The sequence below is a fragment of the Anabaena sp. UHCC 0451 genome (genome assembly GCF_034931405.1).
GTDB lineage: Bacteria > Cyanobacteriota > Cyanobacteriia > Cyanobacteriales > Nostocaceae > RDYJ01.
The window spans coordinates 295,761-311,799 of sequence record NZ_JAYGHA010000001.1 but is presented as its reverse complement, the minus strand read 5'-3'; the positions used below and the strand labels follow the sequence as shown (position 1 = coordinate 311,799).

At 39.4% G+C, this 16,039-nt stretch carries 15 protein-coding genes and 1 pseudogene; 10 read left to right on the top strand and 6 right to left on the bottom strand.

The window, feature by feature from the left end; translation table 11 throughout:
• The first annotated feature begins 397 nt into the window (after positions 1-397).
• Complete coding sequence (locus VB694_RS01315) at positions 398-910, top strand: hypothetical protein (RefSeq protein WP_323358503.1); 513 nt, start codon at positions 398-400, stop codon at positions 908-910.
• A 231-nt stretch (positions 911-1,141) separates the two neighbouring features.
• Here VB694_RS01315 and VB694_RS01310 read toward each other — a convergent pair whose 3' ends face one another.
• From VB694_RS01310 to VB694_RS01300, 3 genes are all read right to left on the bottom strand, one after another.
• The gene (locus VB694_RS01310; RefSeq protein ID WP_323358502.1) at positions 1,142-2,581 is read right to left on the bottom strand and encodes an FAD-binding domain-containing protein; all 1,440 of its coding nucleotides are present in this window, start codon (positions 2,579-2,581) and stop codon (positions 1,142-1,144) included.
• A 337-nt stretch (positions 2,582-2,918) separates the two neighbouring features.
• A complete protein-coding gene (locus tag VB694_RS01305; protein WP_416233457.1) occupies positions 2,919-3,119 on the bottom strand; it encodes a hypothetical protein in 201 nt (66 codons plus the stop codon).
• A 294-nt stretch (positions 3,120-3,413) separates the two neighbouring features.
• On the bottom strand, positions 3,414-3,716 hold the full coding sequence (locus tag VB694_RS01300) for a YkvA family protein (RefSeq protein ID WP_323358500.1): 303 nt from the start codon (positions 3,714-3,716) through the stop codon (positions 3,414-3,416).
• 223 nt (positions 3,717-3,939) lie between these two features.
• Between VB694_RS01300 and VB694_RS01295 the strand changes: the two genes are divergently transcribed.
• The 3 genes from VB694_RS01295 to VB694_RS01285 all read left to right on the top strand — a co-directional run bounded on the left by VB694_RS01295 (position 3,940) and on the right by VB694_RS01285 (position 6,106).
• On the top strand, positions 3,940-4,728 hold the full coding sequence (locus VB694_RS01295) for a MotA/TolQ/ExbB proton channel family protein (RefSeq protein ID WP_323358499.1): 789 nt from the start codon (positions 3,940-3,942) through the stop codon (positions 4,726-4,728).
• Positions 4,718-5,383 (top strand): ExbD/TolR family protein, encoded by a 666-nt coding sequence (locus VB694_RS01290; RefSeq protein WP_323358498.1) that lies wholly within the window; start codon positions 4,718-4,720, stop codon positions 5,381-5,383. The genes VB694_RS01295 and VB694_RS01290 overlap by 11 nt, the downstream gene beginning before the upstream one ends.
• A gap of 360 nt (positions 5,384-5,743) precedes the next feature.
• A complete protein-coding gene (locus VB694_RS01285) occupies positions 5,744-6,106 on the top strand; it encodes a phage holin family protein (RefSeq protein WP_323358497.1) in 363 nt (120 codons plus the stop codon).
• 123 nt (positions 6,107-6,229) lie between these two features.
• Here VB694_RS01285 and psb29 read toward each other — a convergent pair whose 3' ends face one another.
• The 3 genes and pseudogenes from psb29 to hemF all read right to left on the bottom strand — a co-directional run bounded on the left by psb29 (position 6,230) and on the right by hemF (position 9,047).
• Complete coding sequence (gene psb29 / locus VB694_RS01280; protein ID WP_323358496.1) at positions 6,230-6,937, bottom strand: photosystem II biogenesis protein Psp29; 708 nt, start codon at positions 6,935-6,937, stop codon at positions 6,230-6,232.
• 343 nt (positions 6,938-7,280) lie between these two features.
• Positions 7,281-7,640, bottom strand: a pseudogene (locus VB694_RS01275) (STAS domain-containing protein); the annotation flags it as partial.
• A gap of 363 nt (positions 7,641-8,003) precedes the next feature.
• Positions 8,004-9,047, bottom strand: a complete 1,044-nt coding sequence (hemF, locus tag VB694_RS01270; RefSeq protein ID WP_323358494.1) for an oxygen-dependent coproporphyrinogen oxidase — start codon at positions 9,045-9,047, stop codon at positions 8,004-8,006.
• Positions 9,048-9,411: 364 nt separating this feature from the next.
• Here hemF and VB694_RS01265 point away from each other — a divergent pair, with 364 nt between their 5' ends.
• The 6 genes from VB694_RS01265 to VB694_RS01240 all read left to right on the top strand — a co-directional run bounded on the left by VB694_RS01265 (position 9,412) and on the right by VB694_RS01240 (position 15,927).
• Positions 9,412-9,936 carry an SRPBCC family protein gene (locus VB694_RS01265; protein ID WP_323358493.1) on the top strand — a complete coding sequence of 175 codons (525 nt, stop codon included), beginning with the start codon at positions 9,412-9,414 and terminating at the stop codon, positions 9,934-9,936.
• A gap of 96 nt (positions 9,937-10,032) precedes the next feature.
• Positions 10,033-11,106 (top strand): Mrp/NBP35 family ATP-binding protein, encoded by a 1,074-nt coding sequence (locus tag VB694_RS01260; protein ID WP_323358492.1) that lies wholly within the window; start codon positions 10,033-10,035, stop codon positions 11,104-11,106.
• A gap of 111 nt (positions 11,107-11,217) precedes the next feature.
• Positions 11,218-12,531 (top strand): rod shape-determining protein RodA, encoded by a 1,314-nt coding sequence (gene rodA, locus VB694_RS01255; protein ID WP_323358542.1) that lies wholly within the window; start codon positions 11,218-11,220, stop codon positions 12,529-12,531.
• A 277-nt stretch (positions 12,532-12,808) separates the two neighbouring features.
• Positions 12,809-13,003 (top strand): NAD(P)H dehydrogenase subunit NdhS, encoded by a 195-nt coding sequence (locus VB694_RS01250; RefSeq protein ID WP_323289286.1) that lies wholly within the window; start codon positions 12,809-12,811, stop codon positions 13,001-13,003.
• Between the two features lie 84 nt (positions 13,004-13,087).
• Positions 13,088-13,744 (top strand): HAS-barrel domain-containing protein, encoded by a 657-nt coding sequence (locus VB694_RS01245; protein ID WP_323358491.1) that lies wholly within the window; start codon positions 13,088-13,090, stop codon positions 13,742-13,744.
• Between the two features lie 38 nt (positions 13,745-13,782).
• Positions 13,783-15,927 (top strand): cation:proton antiporter, encoded by a 2,145-nt coding sequence (locus tag VB694_RS01240; protein WP_323358541.1) that lies wholly within the window; start codon positions 13,783-13,785, stop codon positions 15,925-15,927.
• Positions 15,928-16,039: the final 112 nt, after the last annotated feature.

Below are 16,039 nucleotides of genomic sequence, written 5' to 3'. Positions count from 1 at the left end.
TAAATTTGAAATCTCTCAGTGACTTCTAATGCTGCCACTGGTTAACTTCGTCCCTAGTATCCTATCGCTTTTTGTTGTCCAAAACTTACTCAAATCTACCCAATTTTTAGTAGATGACAAAGTTCTCTGTTCAGGCGGAGTATCGAGTATAACTAATTGTAATTCTTGAAAAAATATTTGCAAGCTTGATTCACAGACTGATAATCGCTATAAAAAGCATTATTTTCGTAGTTCAGCTTTAAATCCTACTTTTTACATCTTGATTTATCTAGATTAACAAATTAGTAGATTCGGTTAATATTAATCAGGTTTGACTATTTAGTTGCTGAAAATAACTTTTTAGATCACCTAGTGTTCATTTGATTTTATTCAACGGCTTCTCACACTTGTCGCTCCCATGCTCACCCATCACCGTAGACCTGTTTGTTTATCAATTATTTCCACTGATTTGCCAGTCTGGTCTGTTGTGGAAACTGCTGGAACATTGTATCAAAAAGATACTGACAGATTTCATTTACTATTAACTGCACCGCCTTTAATTAGTTGTGAAATAGGAAATTTAATCAGTTCAGAAGATCCTTTTCCTCAAACTCAAAAAAATTTTGATACTCCCACTAGTCCCAGAATTTTGTGGTTGGAAATTTCCCCTTACCGAGTAATTATGACAATGCAAGGAAATACTCAAGTTAGTTACCGACATTTCTGGGAACAAGGAGTTTATGGTGTTAGTCGTTATTGGCTACCCAATGAGTCATTGCAACCACACAAACCAATTCGTTTACGCAATTATACAAATAGTTTACATCTCAGCGGAAAAGGTTTTCCAGAGCATCTACGGCTTGAGTATGAATTGTGGTCAGAAAAGGTGCAACTAGGACGCTATATACTCAATTTGGAAATTGATAACTGACACCAGTTATAGAAATAATATTTGATTTATGAAAAGATACGTAGGGTGCGTCAGACTGCATAAATTCTATCAATAAACACATTTGTAATATCTGACGCACCCTACAATACTACTAATTTTTTTCAAAAACCAAATATGAGTTCTATATATATGGATATGTGTCTCATCAGCCCACGCAGGTGGGCTTGGTTTGTGTAACCCCAAAATTCTATTTTGCTTCTTCTCTGAAAATTAATCCATACTGACTTTTTGTTGTTGATACATTTGTTTAAATAAAGCTTGCTGTTTTTTATGATCTACAATGGGAGCAGGATAACCAACAGCACTACGTTCTAAAGGTGTTATATTGCCACTTATTAAAAATTCTGTATCTAGAGATTTTAATTCTCTCACCCATTGTCTAATATATTCACCATCAGCATCAAATTTTTGCGCTTGACTAGCTGGGTTAAAAATTCTTAATGGTTTGGGGTCCATACCACTAGAAGCACTCCATTGCCAACCTCCATTATTAGCAGATAAATCACCATCAATGAGTTTTTGCATAAAATATTTTTCGCCCCATTGAGGATTTATAATTAAATCTTTAGTTAAGAAACTAGCTACAATCATTCTACATCTATTGTGCATCCAGCCAATTTCGTTTAACTGCCGCATAGCCGCATCAACTATTGGATAGCCAGTTTTTCCCTCACACCAAGCTTGAAAATGTGCTTCATTATTTCGCCAAGGAAAGTTTTTAAAACTATCTCTATATGCACCTTCAGCTAAGGCGGGAAAGTTATACATTGCGTGTTGATAAAATTCCCGCCAAGCTAGTTCTTTTTGCCAAGTTATAATACTATTTGTAGCTTCTTCACTGTTACTATTTTCTAATGCTACTATTGTTTTTTGCCAAACAGTACGAATACCAATGACACCAAATTTTAAAGCAGCACTTAATTGGGATGTTCCATCAACAGCAGGAAAATTACGCTGTTCTTGATATTGATCAATGGCAGAATTTGTAAAAGTTTCTAATTTTGATATTGCTGCTCTTTCTCCTGGCTCAATAATTAATTCTTCATCCCAAATAAAACCTAAATCTTGTGCAGAAGGTAATTTAATTGCACCTGTTTTTTTGGCTATTTCCTGTTCTTCATCTGTCAAATTCTCGCAATTTTCTAAAGTTGCAACTGGTTTAAGTTTTGGCTTACTAATCCAATTTTTCCAAAAGGGAGTATAAACTGTATAAGGAGTTTTAGCACCACTAAAAATTTCTGCTGGTGCGTGGAGTAACTGATCCCAATTTTGCTCAAGAGTCTGAATATCTTTGACTTTTAGTGCTGAAATTACTTCATTATCCCGTATTTGTGCATAAGGTTCTACATCCCAATTCCAAAATACTGCTTTTGCATTCAAAGCTTCAGCTAATGCCGGAATGGCTGTAACTGGATTATTATGTAAAATTAATAACTGACTACCAGCCTGGGTATATCGCTGTTGTAATGATTGTAAACAACCAATCATGTAACTTACTCTGGCTGGTGCAATATCATCCTGTTCTAAAATACCAGGATCTAGACAAAATACACCTACCACCTTTGCACTTTGTTCTCTAGCTGCTGCTAATCCTGTATTATCGGAAATACGTAAATCCCGTCGATGCCAAAACAAAATTAAGTCAGACATTTGGATATGATCTAGTTTATTTGTACTGTTATATGGTTAATGATATCATCAAATATCACAGCGTATTTGATTTTCTGCAAGACCAAAATAGTTATTTTTGGAGTAATTTATTTTAAATTTACATTTTTCCAGTCAGTAGAAACTGGAAATAGACCCAAAGATTTCCTTGGGTGATACATAAGAATTCAGGTAAGGTGATCAGATCCCCGACTTCTTTTATTGATTATGTCCATAAATGATAAATTGATCTAGTCAAGTCGGGGATCTGGATATGACCGATTGCTATAGCTGATAGCTAAGGTGATACAAAAATTAAGCTCAATTTCCAGTTAACTTATTACTTTTGTTTTTCGGTTTCTTGTAATTTCTTTTCTGTCCGTTCATAAGGATTTGTTTTAGGTTGCCACGTAGGAAACAAACCAATCAAAAAGTTATTCATGGTTGTGCGAGTTTGAATGCTGGCTTTCCCCACTGCACCGGGAAATACCTTATCTCCTCCTGCCACAAATAGCACAAAGCCAATGAGTATAAAAGGCATATACCTTTTCATGTTTAAATTCCCCCACAGAATGTACTAGTAATAGCAATTGATCTTTGTAATCCCTAGTATGCCCAAAGTAGTAATAGCAATTGATCTTTGTAATCCCTAGTATGCCCAAAGGTTTAAACAGAAATGACATCTTGTTACAAGAAATATTAATATCATTCAATTGCTCAATATTCAACCCCAAAGGCTTAATTCAGTGGTTTAAAAAACTTCCCCTCTTTCACAGCAGAATTTTTCACAAACAGTAAAAGCGGGGAGTTATAAAATAGTATTTTGTCGCTACAACTACTTGACAGAAACAGCATCAACATCAACAGTATTATCTGTGTCTGGAGAATCATTACCGCTAGTTTCCACATGACCTTGACGAGTTTTCCAACCGTCAATTACTAATCCCGAAACTTCTGAAACTAGTAATGTTAACAGCAAAAGATCATCAATTTGACCAACAACAGGAATAAAATCGGGAGCAATATCAATAGGGCTGATCAGATAAGCTATTGTACCGATAATTACCCACCAACGATATTTAGGATTACGCAGTACATTGCGATACCAAGTGTAAAGGGATTGAATTGAGAAGCTCATATTTTAACCTCGAGTACCTGCAATTAACTTTTATTTTGGCAAATAATCCTCTAACCTCCCGGTGGGAATAACCGCCCTATTGTGTATAGAAGATGGTAATTATCATGCTTTGTTAACTACTTATCTAGCGATAGAGTAAGTGAGTGTGGTAATGGTGCATTAATCTCTAAGATTAAAATGTTTAGCATAGTTGCTCAAGTAATGGAGAGAGGAAAACTACAAAGTGGATATTTTAGATTTGTTTAACAAGGGCGGTCCAGCCATGTGGCCTTTGCTGGTGCTGTCTGTCCTGTCTTTAAGTGTGATTTTTGAGCGTTTTTGGTTCTGGTTGCGGATTTTAACGCAGGAGAAAGAAATAGTCGAGCGCGTTCTTGATGCTGCTACTGAGAATTGGGAAATAGCTACGGAAATAGCCCAAAAAGCAACTGATCAACCGATTGGGCGTTTTCTTTATGCACCCCTACGTTTACAAAAAGGTGATCCTGAAACCTTCCGACTAGCATTGGAGTCCACAGCAGCGGAAGAAGTAGCCGGGATGCGGAGGGGAGAAAAACTTTTAGAATCTGTGATTGCCCTTTCCCCGCTGTTAGGATTATTGGGTACGGTTTTAGGTTTGATTCAGTCCTTGCGCTCAATTAGAATTGGCGATTTGGGTACTGAATCTACAGCTGGTGTAACTACTGGGATTGGCGAATCTTTAATTAGTACCGCAGCTGGTTTAATAGTGGCGATCGTGACTTTAGTATTTTATCGTCTGTTTCAAAGTTTTGTTGTCAACCAAATCAAGGTTTTTAATAAAGCTGGCAATGATTTAGAGTTGCTTTACCGTCAGTCTCCACCAGACCCTAACAAAACTACATCAGCAATAATACGGGAAAGAACACAGGAAAGTTTTACTTCCCCCCGGAAGCGACGCAAAAACAATTTTACTAAAACCTCTGCACCCAGTTCAGAAGAAGCAATCAAAAACCCCCTTGCTAACTCCCCACCAGAGCTAGAAAATGAAAGTTAACTTACATACTCCCATTGAAGAAGTTCAAATTCAAATCATTCCCTTAATTGATGTCGTTTTTTGTATCCTGACTTTTTTTCTGTTAGCCGCGTTGCAATTTACTAGACAACAGGCGATTAATGTTGATTTACCCAAAGCCAGTACAGGTACAACTTCTGCTGCTAGTTCACAGAGCAAAAGTGATATATTGCCTGTCACTATCGACGCTGTTGGTCAAATTTACATTGAAAAAGATCCTGTGAGAGGGGAGGATTTGGAAGGACGATTAAAGCAGTATATCCAAGCAAACCCCAATGGGATTTTGGTACTGAATGCCTCTCGTACAGCAACTTATAATGATGTAATTCAAACATTAGATTTGCTCAGACAAGTGGGAGGTAATCGTGTATCTCTGGGAATTATTCCTGGACCATCTCAACCACTCACCAATTCACCAAACTTTTCTACTACCCCGGTGATGCCCATACCTAACACCGTACCAATTCCGGGTAGTGATCCACAAAATAATTTTAACCCTTCTTTGCCCTCAGCCCCAAATCTATTTTCTGCACCGTCACCAGGTATTAATCCTGGTATTTCGCCAACAGTTCCCAATGATAGCGCCCCTTTAGAGCCTGTAGTACCACAAAATAGCAATTCTGCACCGAAAAGGTGACGCTTTTTTTTCAGATTTTGTAAGTCTCAATTCCCCCAAACCTTTGTGCATCATATCAGTGAGGGGGAATTTTATTTTTAGTAATATCAAGAAAATTTAGATAAACCTAAAGATATCTAAAATAAATCCTATGTAGAGAAAAAACTCTGCTAATTTATAAATAATTGGTGAAGCTACAAAGATTTTCCTATCAATAGACCAAATCAGTTGTCAGCAGTCAGCTTTTTAAGGCTTACGTCTAAACTCACTATTTGATAATCTACGGATTGATCAAACATTCTGACTCCTGACTCCTGACTCCTGAATTCTGAATTCTTAACTTTATCGCCTATCACCATTTACGTTTCAAGGGTTGCGGCAATGAATATTGTAACACTGTTAATTGTTTGGTTAGTCACTTCTATCAGTCTGTGGCTTATTAGTAAGTTGCCTTTAGGAGTTGAAATAGATACTCCGGGAAAAGCCTTCTTTTCCGCAGCAGTTCTGGGGATTATCACAGCATTAGTTAGACCAGTTTTATCGCTCGTATTTGCGATCCCAAATTTAGCCACTTTTGACTTATTATCTGGTATCTTCACTTTCATGATTGCTGTTGCTTGTTTTAGTATTGCAGCCTGGTTAGTAGAGGGTTTTCGCTTACGTTATGGTATTTGGAGTGCTATTTTAGGAGCTTTTGCACTCACCATTATTAACAATATAATCTACAAATTACTGGGTGTTTAAAGTTAATAATTGCAGCAACTGGAAATCAGTGAAATTAATTTGTAATTGATGACTCGTAATTCGTAATTTTCTGATGATTGACAATCTTTAATTACGAATTACGAATTCATGATTACAAATTATTTAATCATTGGTACTGGGAGGAGCAACTGGCGTGCTGGCTTGTTTTTGACGCTGATCGCGCTTTTTCCGATCTGCTGCCAACATATCTGCCATCACTATCAGTGCTTGTGCCATCTTATCGAGATTAGAGCGATATAGCTCTAAATCTTTGCTAAGTTTGTCTTCAGATAGATGTAAACCTTGAGCGATCGCTTTTAGCGCCTCATTACGTTGCTTGTCATCTTTGACAAGTTCGGAATCTACCAGTTCCAATAATGAGAACAAACCAATGGCAAACAAGCGGCTGTATTTAAAATTAGGATTGTGAGCGATCGCTTGTAGTTGTGCTTGCAAATCAGCATCTTGATCTAATTGAGTAGATTGGCTCAACCAGGCAATTAAATCCTTAGCTGCCAAACTATGAGCTATTGCTTGCAATCTGGCTGCATCTTGTCTATAGCGTGATGGATCTTGCTCTACAGCCTGAATTATGGCATTAAAAATGGATACTTGATCCTGTTCCGGTTGATAGCCTTCCATGAAGCGGTCAAAAGTTGTGACAACTCCTAAGGCATAAATTGGATTGTAGCTAAAATCAGCATTGACTGAGAGCAGGTGCATTTCCACCATCAACTCTTCCACTACCCGACGGTAAATTGTGTTGATTGGACGGGTATGAAGATTATAGAAAGTTCGTTTTGTATCAGAGACGGTACGGACGTTATTCACAAAGAAAAGGTTAAGGGCGACGTATTTTTATTTTCTCGTTTAAAGGCTACTTTGCCAAGCTATACAGGAAATGGGAAAATGATTAATTGTTTCATTTATGCAATTGACAAGCAAAATGCCTGTCCTTTTTTCCCATGGTTTTTGAATTTTGGCAAGTTTTTTTACCTGGGATTTTCTGGCAAATTTTTCAGTTTTTGCGGTTAATTCCCTTGGTTTATTCATCGGCTAATGATGGCGCAAAGCGAGCAGATTGGGAACTTAAGTCAGGAGAGTTACTATTCTCTTGAGTATTTTGATGTTTATGGTCGGAACTTTTATTATCGCTATTGACTAAGTTGGGGAATAATGCTTCTAAAGCTTCTTCTTCAGTTTCAAAGATTTCAAATACTGTATCCATCATTGTCACCTCAAATACAAGTTTAGCTTCTGGATGGACATTGCAAATGCGGAAGCTGCCTTTAACCTTATCAGCATCACGCATTCCAGCGACTAAAGAGGTAAGACCAGAACTATCAATAAAATTTACCTCTCCCAGGTTCACAAGTACATGACGACTTAGTTTAGAAATACACTCTTGTAATTTCAGGCGAAATTGCCAAGCGGTTGTGATGTCTAGACGACCTGTTGGTTTCAAGACAATCACAGTATTACCTTCTGGGTTTGAATATGTTTTTTGGTTTATATTCACTGTATTCTCCGTGATCTTGTCCTGAAAAGATAAACTACTTTTTTTTGACTCAATGCTTATATTTTAGTAGTTTAACTGCTGAGTATCTAAATTCAATAGATGACAGATTTATTGATTTAGGCTGGGTTTGGGGAATTGTTAGCCTTAGTGAATAGAATTTACGAGTTCTTTAGAGAGAAAAAAAGTGGATTTTTCCTCAGAAAAAGCGACTATTTGCTGAATTATCCGGGGATTAAGACCCGAAAATTCACCAATATTTTCTTTCATTCTCTCTCTTTAACCCAGCCCAAACCCTTGATTGTTCATTGACCCGCCTAAGTCTGCTCTACTTACTCTGAGTAAATGTGTCTAATTTTACTCAAAATTAACTATTCGTGACTATTGATTTAGTTTCCAGTTGAGCCAATCTTGTGGCTTCAGGAAAGTTTCATACAGTTCAGCTTCAGGAGTATGTGGTTCTGGTTGGTAGCCATATTCCCAACGCACTAGAGGTGGTAGGGACATGAGAATGGATTCTGTGCGTCCATTGGTTTGCAGTCCAAAAATTGTACCTCGGTCATAAACCAAGTTAAATTCTACATATCTTCCCCGACGGTATAGTTGAAAATTCCGTTGGCGATCGCCATATTCCATGCCATGTCGCCGCTTGACAATTGGTGAATAAGCTGGTATAAAAGCTCTGCCACAGTCTTGTACTAAAGCGAATAATTCTTCCCAAGTGCGTGCTGGTAAAGTTCCTACTTTGTTGCTATAAATAGCCGCTTCCCCTTTTGGATCAGGTCCGCGATATATTTCACCTTGACCATCTTGGTAATCCAAAAATAGTCCCCCAATACCTCTGGTTTCATCCCTGTGCTTGAGATAAAAATATTCATCGCACCAACGTTTAAAAACTGGGTAGTATTCTGGGTGATGTTGATCGCAAGCTTGTTTGAGAGTTTGATGAAACTCAATCACATCCTCAATAAAGGGGTAATAAGGTGTCAAATCAATACCACCACCAAACCACCAAACTGGACCTGCTTCAAAATAACGGTAATTCAAATGAACTGTAGGTACATAAGGATTACGAGGGTGTAACACCAAAGAAGTACCCGTTGCATAAAAGCCGTGTCCTGTTGCTTCTGGACGCTGGGCTAAAATTGACGGGGGCAGATGAGAACCCCAAACTTCAGAAAAATTTACACCTGCTTGTTCAAAAATTGCGCCATCACGCAGTACGCGCGATCGCCCACCACCCCCTTCTGGACGCTCCCAGCTGTCTTCTTGAAACTTACCAACACCATCCAATGCTTCTAAAGCCTGAGTAATTTCGTTTTGTAACTGTTTCATAAACTGACTGACTCTAGTCTGCGCGTCAGGTGCAGGAAGAAACTTGGATGATTCTGCTGTCAGAGTAGGGGTTTGCGAGTTGGTCAACATAGATTCCCGAACCTAAAATTACAATTTCTGTGAAAGCTACAAATTTTCATTTTAAAAATTTGTTGGCACTTGAAGCCAAAAACCTGACACAATTTGCCAAAACTGCTTTTTCTGAGTGGACAAAACCAAATTGATGATCTTGACTAAAGTTTATTGTCCCTCAAATGCGTATAGGCTTGTAGATTCATTAAGTTTCTTTGCAATTATTGTGGAGAAAATTCTGTTATTAACACCAGACCCTGAAGAATTAGTCCACAAAGCAGCCGATTTTTTGTATGGTATGTGTTGTGAGTAGATAGCTTGACTCAAATTTTCTCAGATGTCCAGAGTAACCAGAGCGATTGAAGCTAGGAGGATTAGGACAGTGCAAAAGTGGTTATCCAAATTCATCCACCGCAAACGTCGTCGTTTTTGCGCTTCTCTGGTGCGGACTTATCGAGAGATCAGTTCGGCTTCGGTGGATGAACTGTGGCAAAAAGTAGTGGATTTAACAGATGTTTCCTGGCATCCACTACTTAAAAGTACCAACGTACCATTAGGATTAGTACCTCAACCCGGATTAATTTTCCAAGCTGTAACCAGATTTTGGCCAATTCCCATTCAAATTTTTGTAGAACGGGTCAATCCTAAACAAATGCTGAGTATCCGTGTATTGGCAATTCCTGGGATTGAGGAACGGATAACATACCAAGTAGAGTCCACAGTTTGTGGCAGTTATTTGTCATATTCTGTAACTCTACGCGGTTGGTTATCACCTCTAATTTGGTTATTCTCTCGTCCTTATACAGATCGGGTAGCACGTTCTCTAGTCGAAGCGGTAGAAAAAGCAGCATTACCAGTGGTGTCACGTCAGAAAAAATCCTTAGATGACAGTTGTTTTGATTTTTAGAAAGTAGGGAATCAGGAATTTAGGAATATCTAAAAGCTGTAAAATAGGTAAAAATTACATTTTTAAAATTTTATCACGGCAGTAACGGTACAAAGCATGACGTATGATGTCCTCAATTCCCAGTCAGTTCTAGATGTGTTGCGACCAGTGGAAGATCCAGAACTTCGCAAAAGTCTGGTAGAACTGAATATGATTCGCAATGTGAAAATTGACGGTGGTCAGGTTAGCTTTACTTTGGTGTTGACTACTCCCGCCTGTCCCTTACGGGAATTTATTGTCGAAGATTGTAAAAAAGCTGTTCAAAAACTGCCAGGTGTGACAGATATCAGCGTGGAAGTAACAGCAGAAACTCCTCAACAAAAAAGCCTACCTGACCGGACTGGTATTGCTGGGGTGAAAAATATTATTGCTGTTTCTAGTGGCAAAGGGGGTGTGGGTAAAAGCACAGTAGCGGTAAATGTCGCAGTTGCTTTAGCACAAACAGGGGCAAAGGTCGGCTTGCTAGATGCAGATATTTACGGACCAAATGATCCGACTATGCTGGGTTTAGCTGATGCTGAAATTGTTGTTCGCTCCACAGAAACAGGCGACATTCTCGAACCGGCGTTTAATCATGGAGTCAAGTTAGTATCAATGGGCTTTTTGATTGACCGTGATCAGCCTGTGATTTGGCGTGGACCCATGCTCAATGGTGTAATTCGTCAGTTTCTTTATCAGGTGGAATGGGGAGAAATTGATTATTTGATTGTGGATATGCCACCAGGTACTGGAGATGCTCAATTAACTTTAACCCAAGCTGTACCCATGGCAGGAGCAGTAATTGTCACTACACCCCAAAATGTAGCACTGTTAGATTCTCGCAAGGGTTTGCGGATGTTCCAACAGATGAATGTACCTGTATTGGGGATTGTGGAAAATATGAGTTATTTTATTCCTCCCGATCAACCAGATAAACAATATGACATTTTTGGTTCCGGTGGAGGTTCAAAAACAGCAGCAGAATTAGGAGTACCACTTTTGGGTTGTGTACCTCTAGAAATTTCTACCAGAATTGGTGGAGATAGTGGTATACCCATAGTAGTCGCTGAACCAGATTCAGCTTCTGCTAAAGCACTGACAGCGATCGCTCTGACTATCGCCGGGAAAGTATCAGTTGCTGCTCTAACATAAGCTTGGTGATTGGTAATTGGTGATTGGTAATTGGTGAAGAGAAACAATATTACCCAGTCCCTAGTCGCCAGTCTCCAGTCCCTATTAAAAGCTCAAGTCGCTCTTCGCACAATGTTGTTAAAACGCTCGCTTCCTAAACTCCGCTGGCAATATTGGGTTAAGCCCTGGCAGCAAATAGATTTGCTATTATTGTGTCTATCTATTGCTGTGAGTATGTTTGGCGGACTTATGATCCTCAGTACAGAACTCAAGCAGCCAGTCACTGATTGGTGGTGGCACTGGCTTGTAGCTGGCATTGGCTCTATCATAGCTTTGTTGTTGGCTCGCTGCCGCTACGAAAATCTGCTCCAGTGGCACTGGATAACCTACGCTCTGACTAACTTCAGCCTGATAGTGGTGATGGTGGCTGGTACAAGTGCCAAAGGCGCACAGCGATGGATTAGTATTGCGGGCTTCAATGTCCAGCCTTCGGAATTTGCCAAAATAGGCGTAATTATCACCCTCGCAGCTTTGTTACACAGGCGTACTGCTTCGACATTGGAGAGTGTTTTCCGTGTTTTGGCAATTACATCTGTTCCTTGGGGATTGATATTTTTACAGCCAGATTTAGCTACTTCACTCGTATTTGCGGCGATAGTTTTGGGAATGCTGTATTGGGCAAACGCCAACCCTGGTTGGTTGGTTCTGATGATTTCCCCTGTTATTTCTGCTGTTCTCTTCAGTATATCCTGGCCTTTGTCAGCACCAATAGTGTTGCTAAAAGAACTAACGTTTAGTCCCTTGGGTTTATTCTGGGCAGGTGCTATGGGTATTCTTGGGTGGCAAACTTTACCATGGCGCAAATTTAAAATTAGTGCGATCGCCTCTTTTAGTCTCAATATGTTGGGCGGTGAATTAGGGATTTTTGCCTGGAATCATGTATTAAAAGAATATCAAAAAGACAGGCTCAGTGTATTTATCAACCCTGAACATGATCCCCTTGGTGCTGGTTATCACCTCATACAATCTCGTATTGCTATTGGGGCTGGGGAAATTTGGGGCTGGGGTTTGTTTAAGGGTCCGATGACTCAATTAAATTTTGTCCCTGAGCAGCATACAGATTTTATTTTCTCCGCCGTTGGTGAAGAATTTGGTTTTGTTGGTTGTTTAATAGTGCTGTTTGTTTATTGCTTGATCTGTTTCCGTATACTGCACATAGCTCAAACCGCCAAAGATAATTTCGGCTCTCTGTTGGCTATTGGTGTTTTATCCATGATTATCTTTCAACTAATTGTTAATGTAGGTATGACGGTTGGTTTAGCACCTGTGGCGGGAATTCCCTTACCTTGGATGAGTTATGGTCGTTCTGCTATGTTGACTAACTTTATTGCGCTAGGAATAGTAGAATCTGTAGCTAATTTCCGCCAACGTCAAAAATATTATTAAAGGGAACAGGGAATAGGGAACAGGGAACAGGGAATAGGGAATAGGGAACAGGGAATAGGGAATAGGGAATAGGGAATAGGGAACAGGGAATAGGGAATAGGGAATAGGGAATAGGGAACAGGGAATAGGGAATAGGGAACAGGGAATAGGGAATAGGGAATAGGGGAATTGCCTAAAATTAATTCACTTTTGCCTCTTGCCTCTTGCCTCTTGCCTTTTGCTGCTGACAATCAACTAATATTAAATTAATAACCGAGAAGAAATCGAGGGTAAAAACATGATTCTGCCTGGAGCAACTGTTCGCATCAAAAATCCCGCAGACACATATTATCGCTATGAAGGACTTGTACAGCGGGTGAGTGATGGTAAGGTGGCTGTACTATTTGAAGGTGGTAACTGGGATAAAATAATTACCTTCCGCTTACCAGAATTAGAACTCGTAGAAACAACAGGCAAGAAAAAAGGAAAATAATTGTTTAGTCATTAGTTCAGTGGTTATCAGTCATTAGTAAAAGACTAAGGACTAAGGACTAAGGACTAAGGACTAAGGACTAATATGCGTCTACCTTTACCACAGTTTACTATCGGCGATCGCCACCCTCACCATATAGGGGAGGTAATCGAAACTACAACTACTGAATTTTTGGCACAGTGTCTAGAACCAGAAGACTTAAGTTTTCCAGTTATGCCCCCTTTTGGTAGTTGGGTGTGTGCTGTAGATGAAGAGTCTGGTAATAAAATCTATGCTGTGGTGTATCATGCCACGACTATGCCTATAGATTCTGTACATCGGGCCAGGGCTTTGGGGTTGTCCCTGCAAACTCTGCGCGAGGAACAACCCCAGATATTTGCTATGCTCAGAACTGAATTTCGGGCGGCAATTGTCGGGTTTGAGCAACAGCCACAAGATATTAGTTATAACCAAGGAATATACCAGTATCTGCCACCACGTCCTCCCCAAATTCATCAAGCTGTTTATCGGTGTCAACCGGAAGCAATTATCAAGTTCACCGAAAAATTAGATTTTTTAAGAACTTTACTTTTGATTAATGGTGCGCCTGTAGAATCTTTAGCCGCATCTGCCATTCGTGAAGTTTACCAGTTACGCAAAGCTGACAGAGAATGGTTGCTCAAAGCTGGTCGGCATCTCAGTGTACTACTAAAAGATGATTATGATCGTCTACGATTTATTTTGAGTCAAATTCACCCCTAGATATCAGTTAACTGAATAACTGATAACTGTTTTACATGATGCTACTTGTGTCACAAGTTCTAACTTTATACCCAACCGCCCAAGTTCTCGGACAGGAACCACTGATTACCTTTGCTATTTTACTGTTAGTCATCCTTGTTGTACCTATCCTCTTTGAACGGCTAAGGTTGCCCGCATTAGTGGGTCTTGTTTGCTCTGGATTGGTATTTGGTCCATCAGGTTGGCGATTATTCGAGCATGAATCGCCAATGATGACTTTGCTATCAAACATTGGGTTATTTTACTTGATGTTTATAACCGGATTGGAATTTAATATCCAGCTTTTCCGTCAACAGCAAAGTCGTTCCTTGGTATTTGGTAGCTTGACTTTCAGTGTACCCCTGATGCTAGGAACATGGGGAGGAAAATTTTTAGGTTTTGACTGGCATAGTTCAATATTAGTAGGCTGCTTATTGGCCTCTCACTCCCTTTTGGCATATCCGATTATCAGTCGTTTGGGAGTAGTAAATAATCAGGCTGTCACCATGACAATGGGATCGACAATTTTTACAGATATCGGCACATTGTTAATATTAGCTGTTTCTATAGCCAGCTTTCATGCTGGAACATTCAGCTTTGCTCAACTAATTACTATATTGGGGTGGGCAATCATCTACTTCGTGATCGTTTTATTCGGTTTTGATTGGGTCAGCAAAGAATTTTTCCGCCGTTCCGGGGACGACGAGGGCAATAAGTTTTTATGTGTGTTAATGTCTGTATTTCTGTCCGTGCTGATGGCTCAATTGATGGGCTTAGAAAAAATTGTTAGTTTTTTCCTAGCAGGTTTGGCGGTCAATGAAGCAATAGGTGAAGGACCGGTTAAAGAAAAATTAGTGTTTATTGGTAGTGTGCTATTCATTCCCATTTTCTTTATTGATCTGGGTTTAAGGATTGATTTACCCGCTTTTTTTAATGGATACAGCACAATCAAGTTATTATTATTGATTTTCGTCGGTTTGATGTCCAGCAAATTTATAGCAGCTGTGTTGGCGAAGCTAGTTTACCGCTATAGTTGGCAGGAAACATTAACGATTTGGTCTCTATCTATTCCCTTGGTAGGTACGACATTAGGGGTGGCTTTGGAGGGATATAGGTCGGGTTTGCTACCAGCGGAAGTCTTAAACAGTGTGATTGTTTTAATGTTAATTACAGCGACTTTTGGAACGTGGCTGACAAATATCATGGCTGGGGATGCGGTGGGTTTGACTTGTTCCTCAGTGGGAGAAGCACCTATCACAACTTTATTAAAACAAAAAGCACAATCGATACACAGTAATTTTACTATAATTGTACCTGTCCAAAATCCGCAAACTCAAAAATATTTGATTGAAATGGCGGCCTTATTAGCTTGTCAATCCCAGGGAAAAATTTTACCATTAGCGATCGCTCATGCTACGTCTCAAATGGATGCACCCCAATTAGATATTGCTTGGCAGCGAAGTGAAAAGTTATTAGGAAAAGCCACAGAACAAAGTAGGATATTAGGCGCACGAGCAGAACCGTTACTTAGAATTGATGATGCTTTTGCTCCAGCAATCTGTAGGTCGGCTCGTGAACAAAAGGCAAATTTGATTATCATGGGTTGGGGTAAACGTACTGGTTTGAGGGCGCGTTTATTAGGTAATGTGATTGATAATGTGCTTTGGGCTGCCCATTGTCCAGTAGCTGTAGCACGTCTGGTAGAATCACCTAAAAGAATTCAGCGCATCCTCGTGCCGATAGAAAACTTAATCACGCCAACACTCACTCCTTTACAATTTGCTCAAACCTTGGCAGATGCCAATCAAAGCCAAATTACTGTGTTAAATGTTTGCGATCGCCGCACCAGTCCTAGTCAAATCGCTGCTAGGCGATCGCATCTCTCCCAATTAGTATCTAAATTGGCTGTGTCAAATCCACCAGACATTCAAATTATTACTCATGAAAATGTTGCTCAAGCTGTTTTACAAGCTGCAAGACTGTATGATTTAGTGGTATTGCCTTTTATCCGTAATCGTACTAGCCCTGGTGGATTAGCCATTAGTGATGTCACAACTGAATTAGCTAGGCAACTTACTTGCTCAATTATCATTCTAGGAGAACCACAACATCATCACAAACTCGTCTTGTCAAATAGTTTTTCTGCTAAAAAAACAGCTATGTAACAACGGTGTTCTTAAGTAATACTTATGTATTTATAATCACAAAATATAATACGTTTAATTTTCCAAAAATTTATATATTGAAGATTTTATGAACCATAACTAAAAATTACAC

Coding starts and splice junctions, on each gene's coding strand:
- VB694_RS01245 (WP_323358491.1), top strand. CDS start 13,088: ATGCGTCTACCTTTACCACAGTTTACTATCGGCGATCGCCACCCTCAC.
- rodA (WP_323358542.1), top strand. CDS start 11,218: ATGTTGTTAAAACGCTCGCTTCCTAAACTCCGCTGGCAATATTGGGTT.
- VB694_RS01260 (WP_323358492.1), top strand. CDS start 10,033: ATGACGTATGATGTCCTCAATTCCCAGTCAGTTCTAGATGTGTTGCGA.
- hemF (WP_323358494.1), bottom strand. CDS start 9,047: ATGTTGACCAACTCGCAAACCCCTACTCTGACAGCAGAATCATCCAAG.
- VB694_RS01300 (WP_323358500.1), bottom strand. CDS start 3,716: ATGAGCTTCTCAATTCAATCCCTTTACACTTGGTATCGCAATGTACTG.
- VB694_RS01250 (WP_323289286.1), top strand. CDS start 12,809: ATGATTCTGCCTGGAGCAACTGTTCGCATCAAAAATCCCGCAGACACA.
- VB694_RS01310 (WP_323358502.1), bottom strand. CDS start 2,581: ATGTCTGACTTAATTTTGTTTTGGCATCGACGGGATTTACGTATTTCC.
- VB694_RS01315 (WP_323358503.1), top strand. CDS start 398: ATGCTCACCCATCACCGTAGACCTGTTTGTTTATCAATTATTTCCACT.
- VB694_RS01285 (WP_323358497.1), top strand. CDS start 5,744: ATGAATATTGTAACACTGTTAATTGTTTGGTTAGTCACTTCTATCAGT.
- VB694_RS01240 (WP_323358541.1), top strand. CDS start 13,783: ATGCTACTTGTGTCACAAGTTCTAACTTTATACCCAACCGCCCAAGTT.
- VB694_RS01290 (WP_323358498.1), top strand. CDS start 4,718: ATGAAAGTTAACTTACATACTCCCATTGAAGAAGTTCAAATTCAAATC.
- VB694_RS01305 (WP_416233457.1), bottom strand. CDS start 3,119: ATGCCTTTTATACTCATTGGCTTTGTGCTATTTGTGGCAGGAGGAGAT.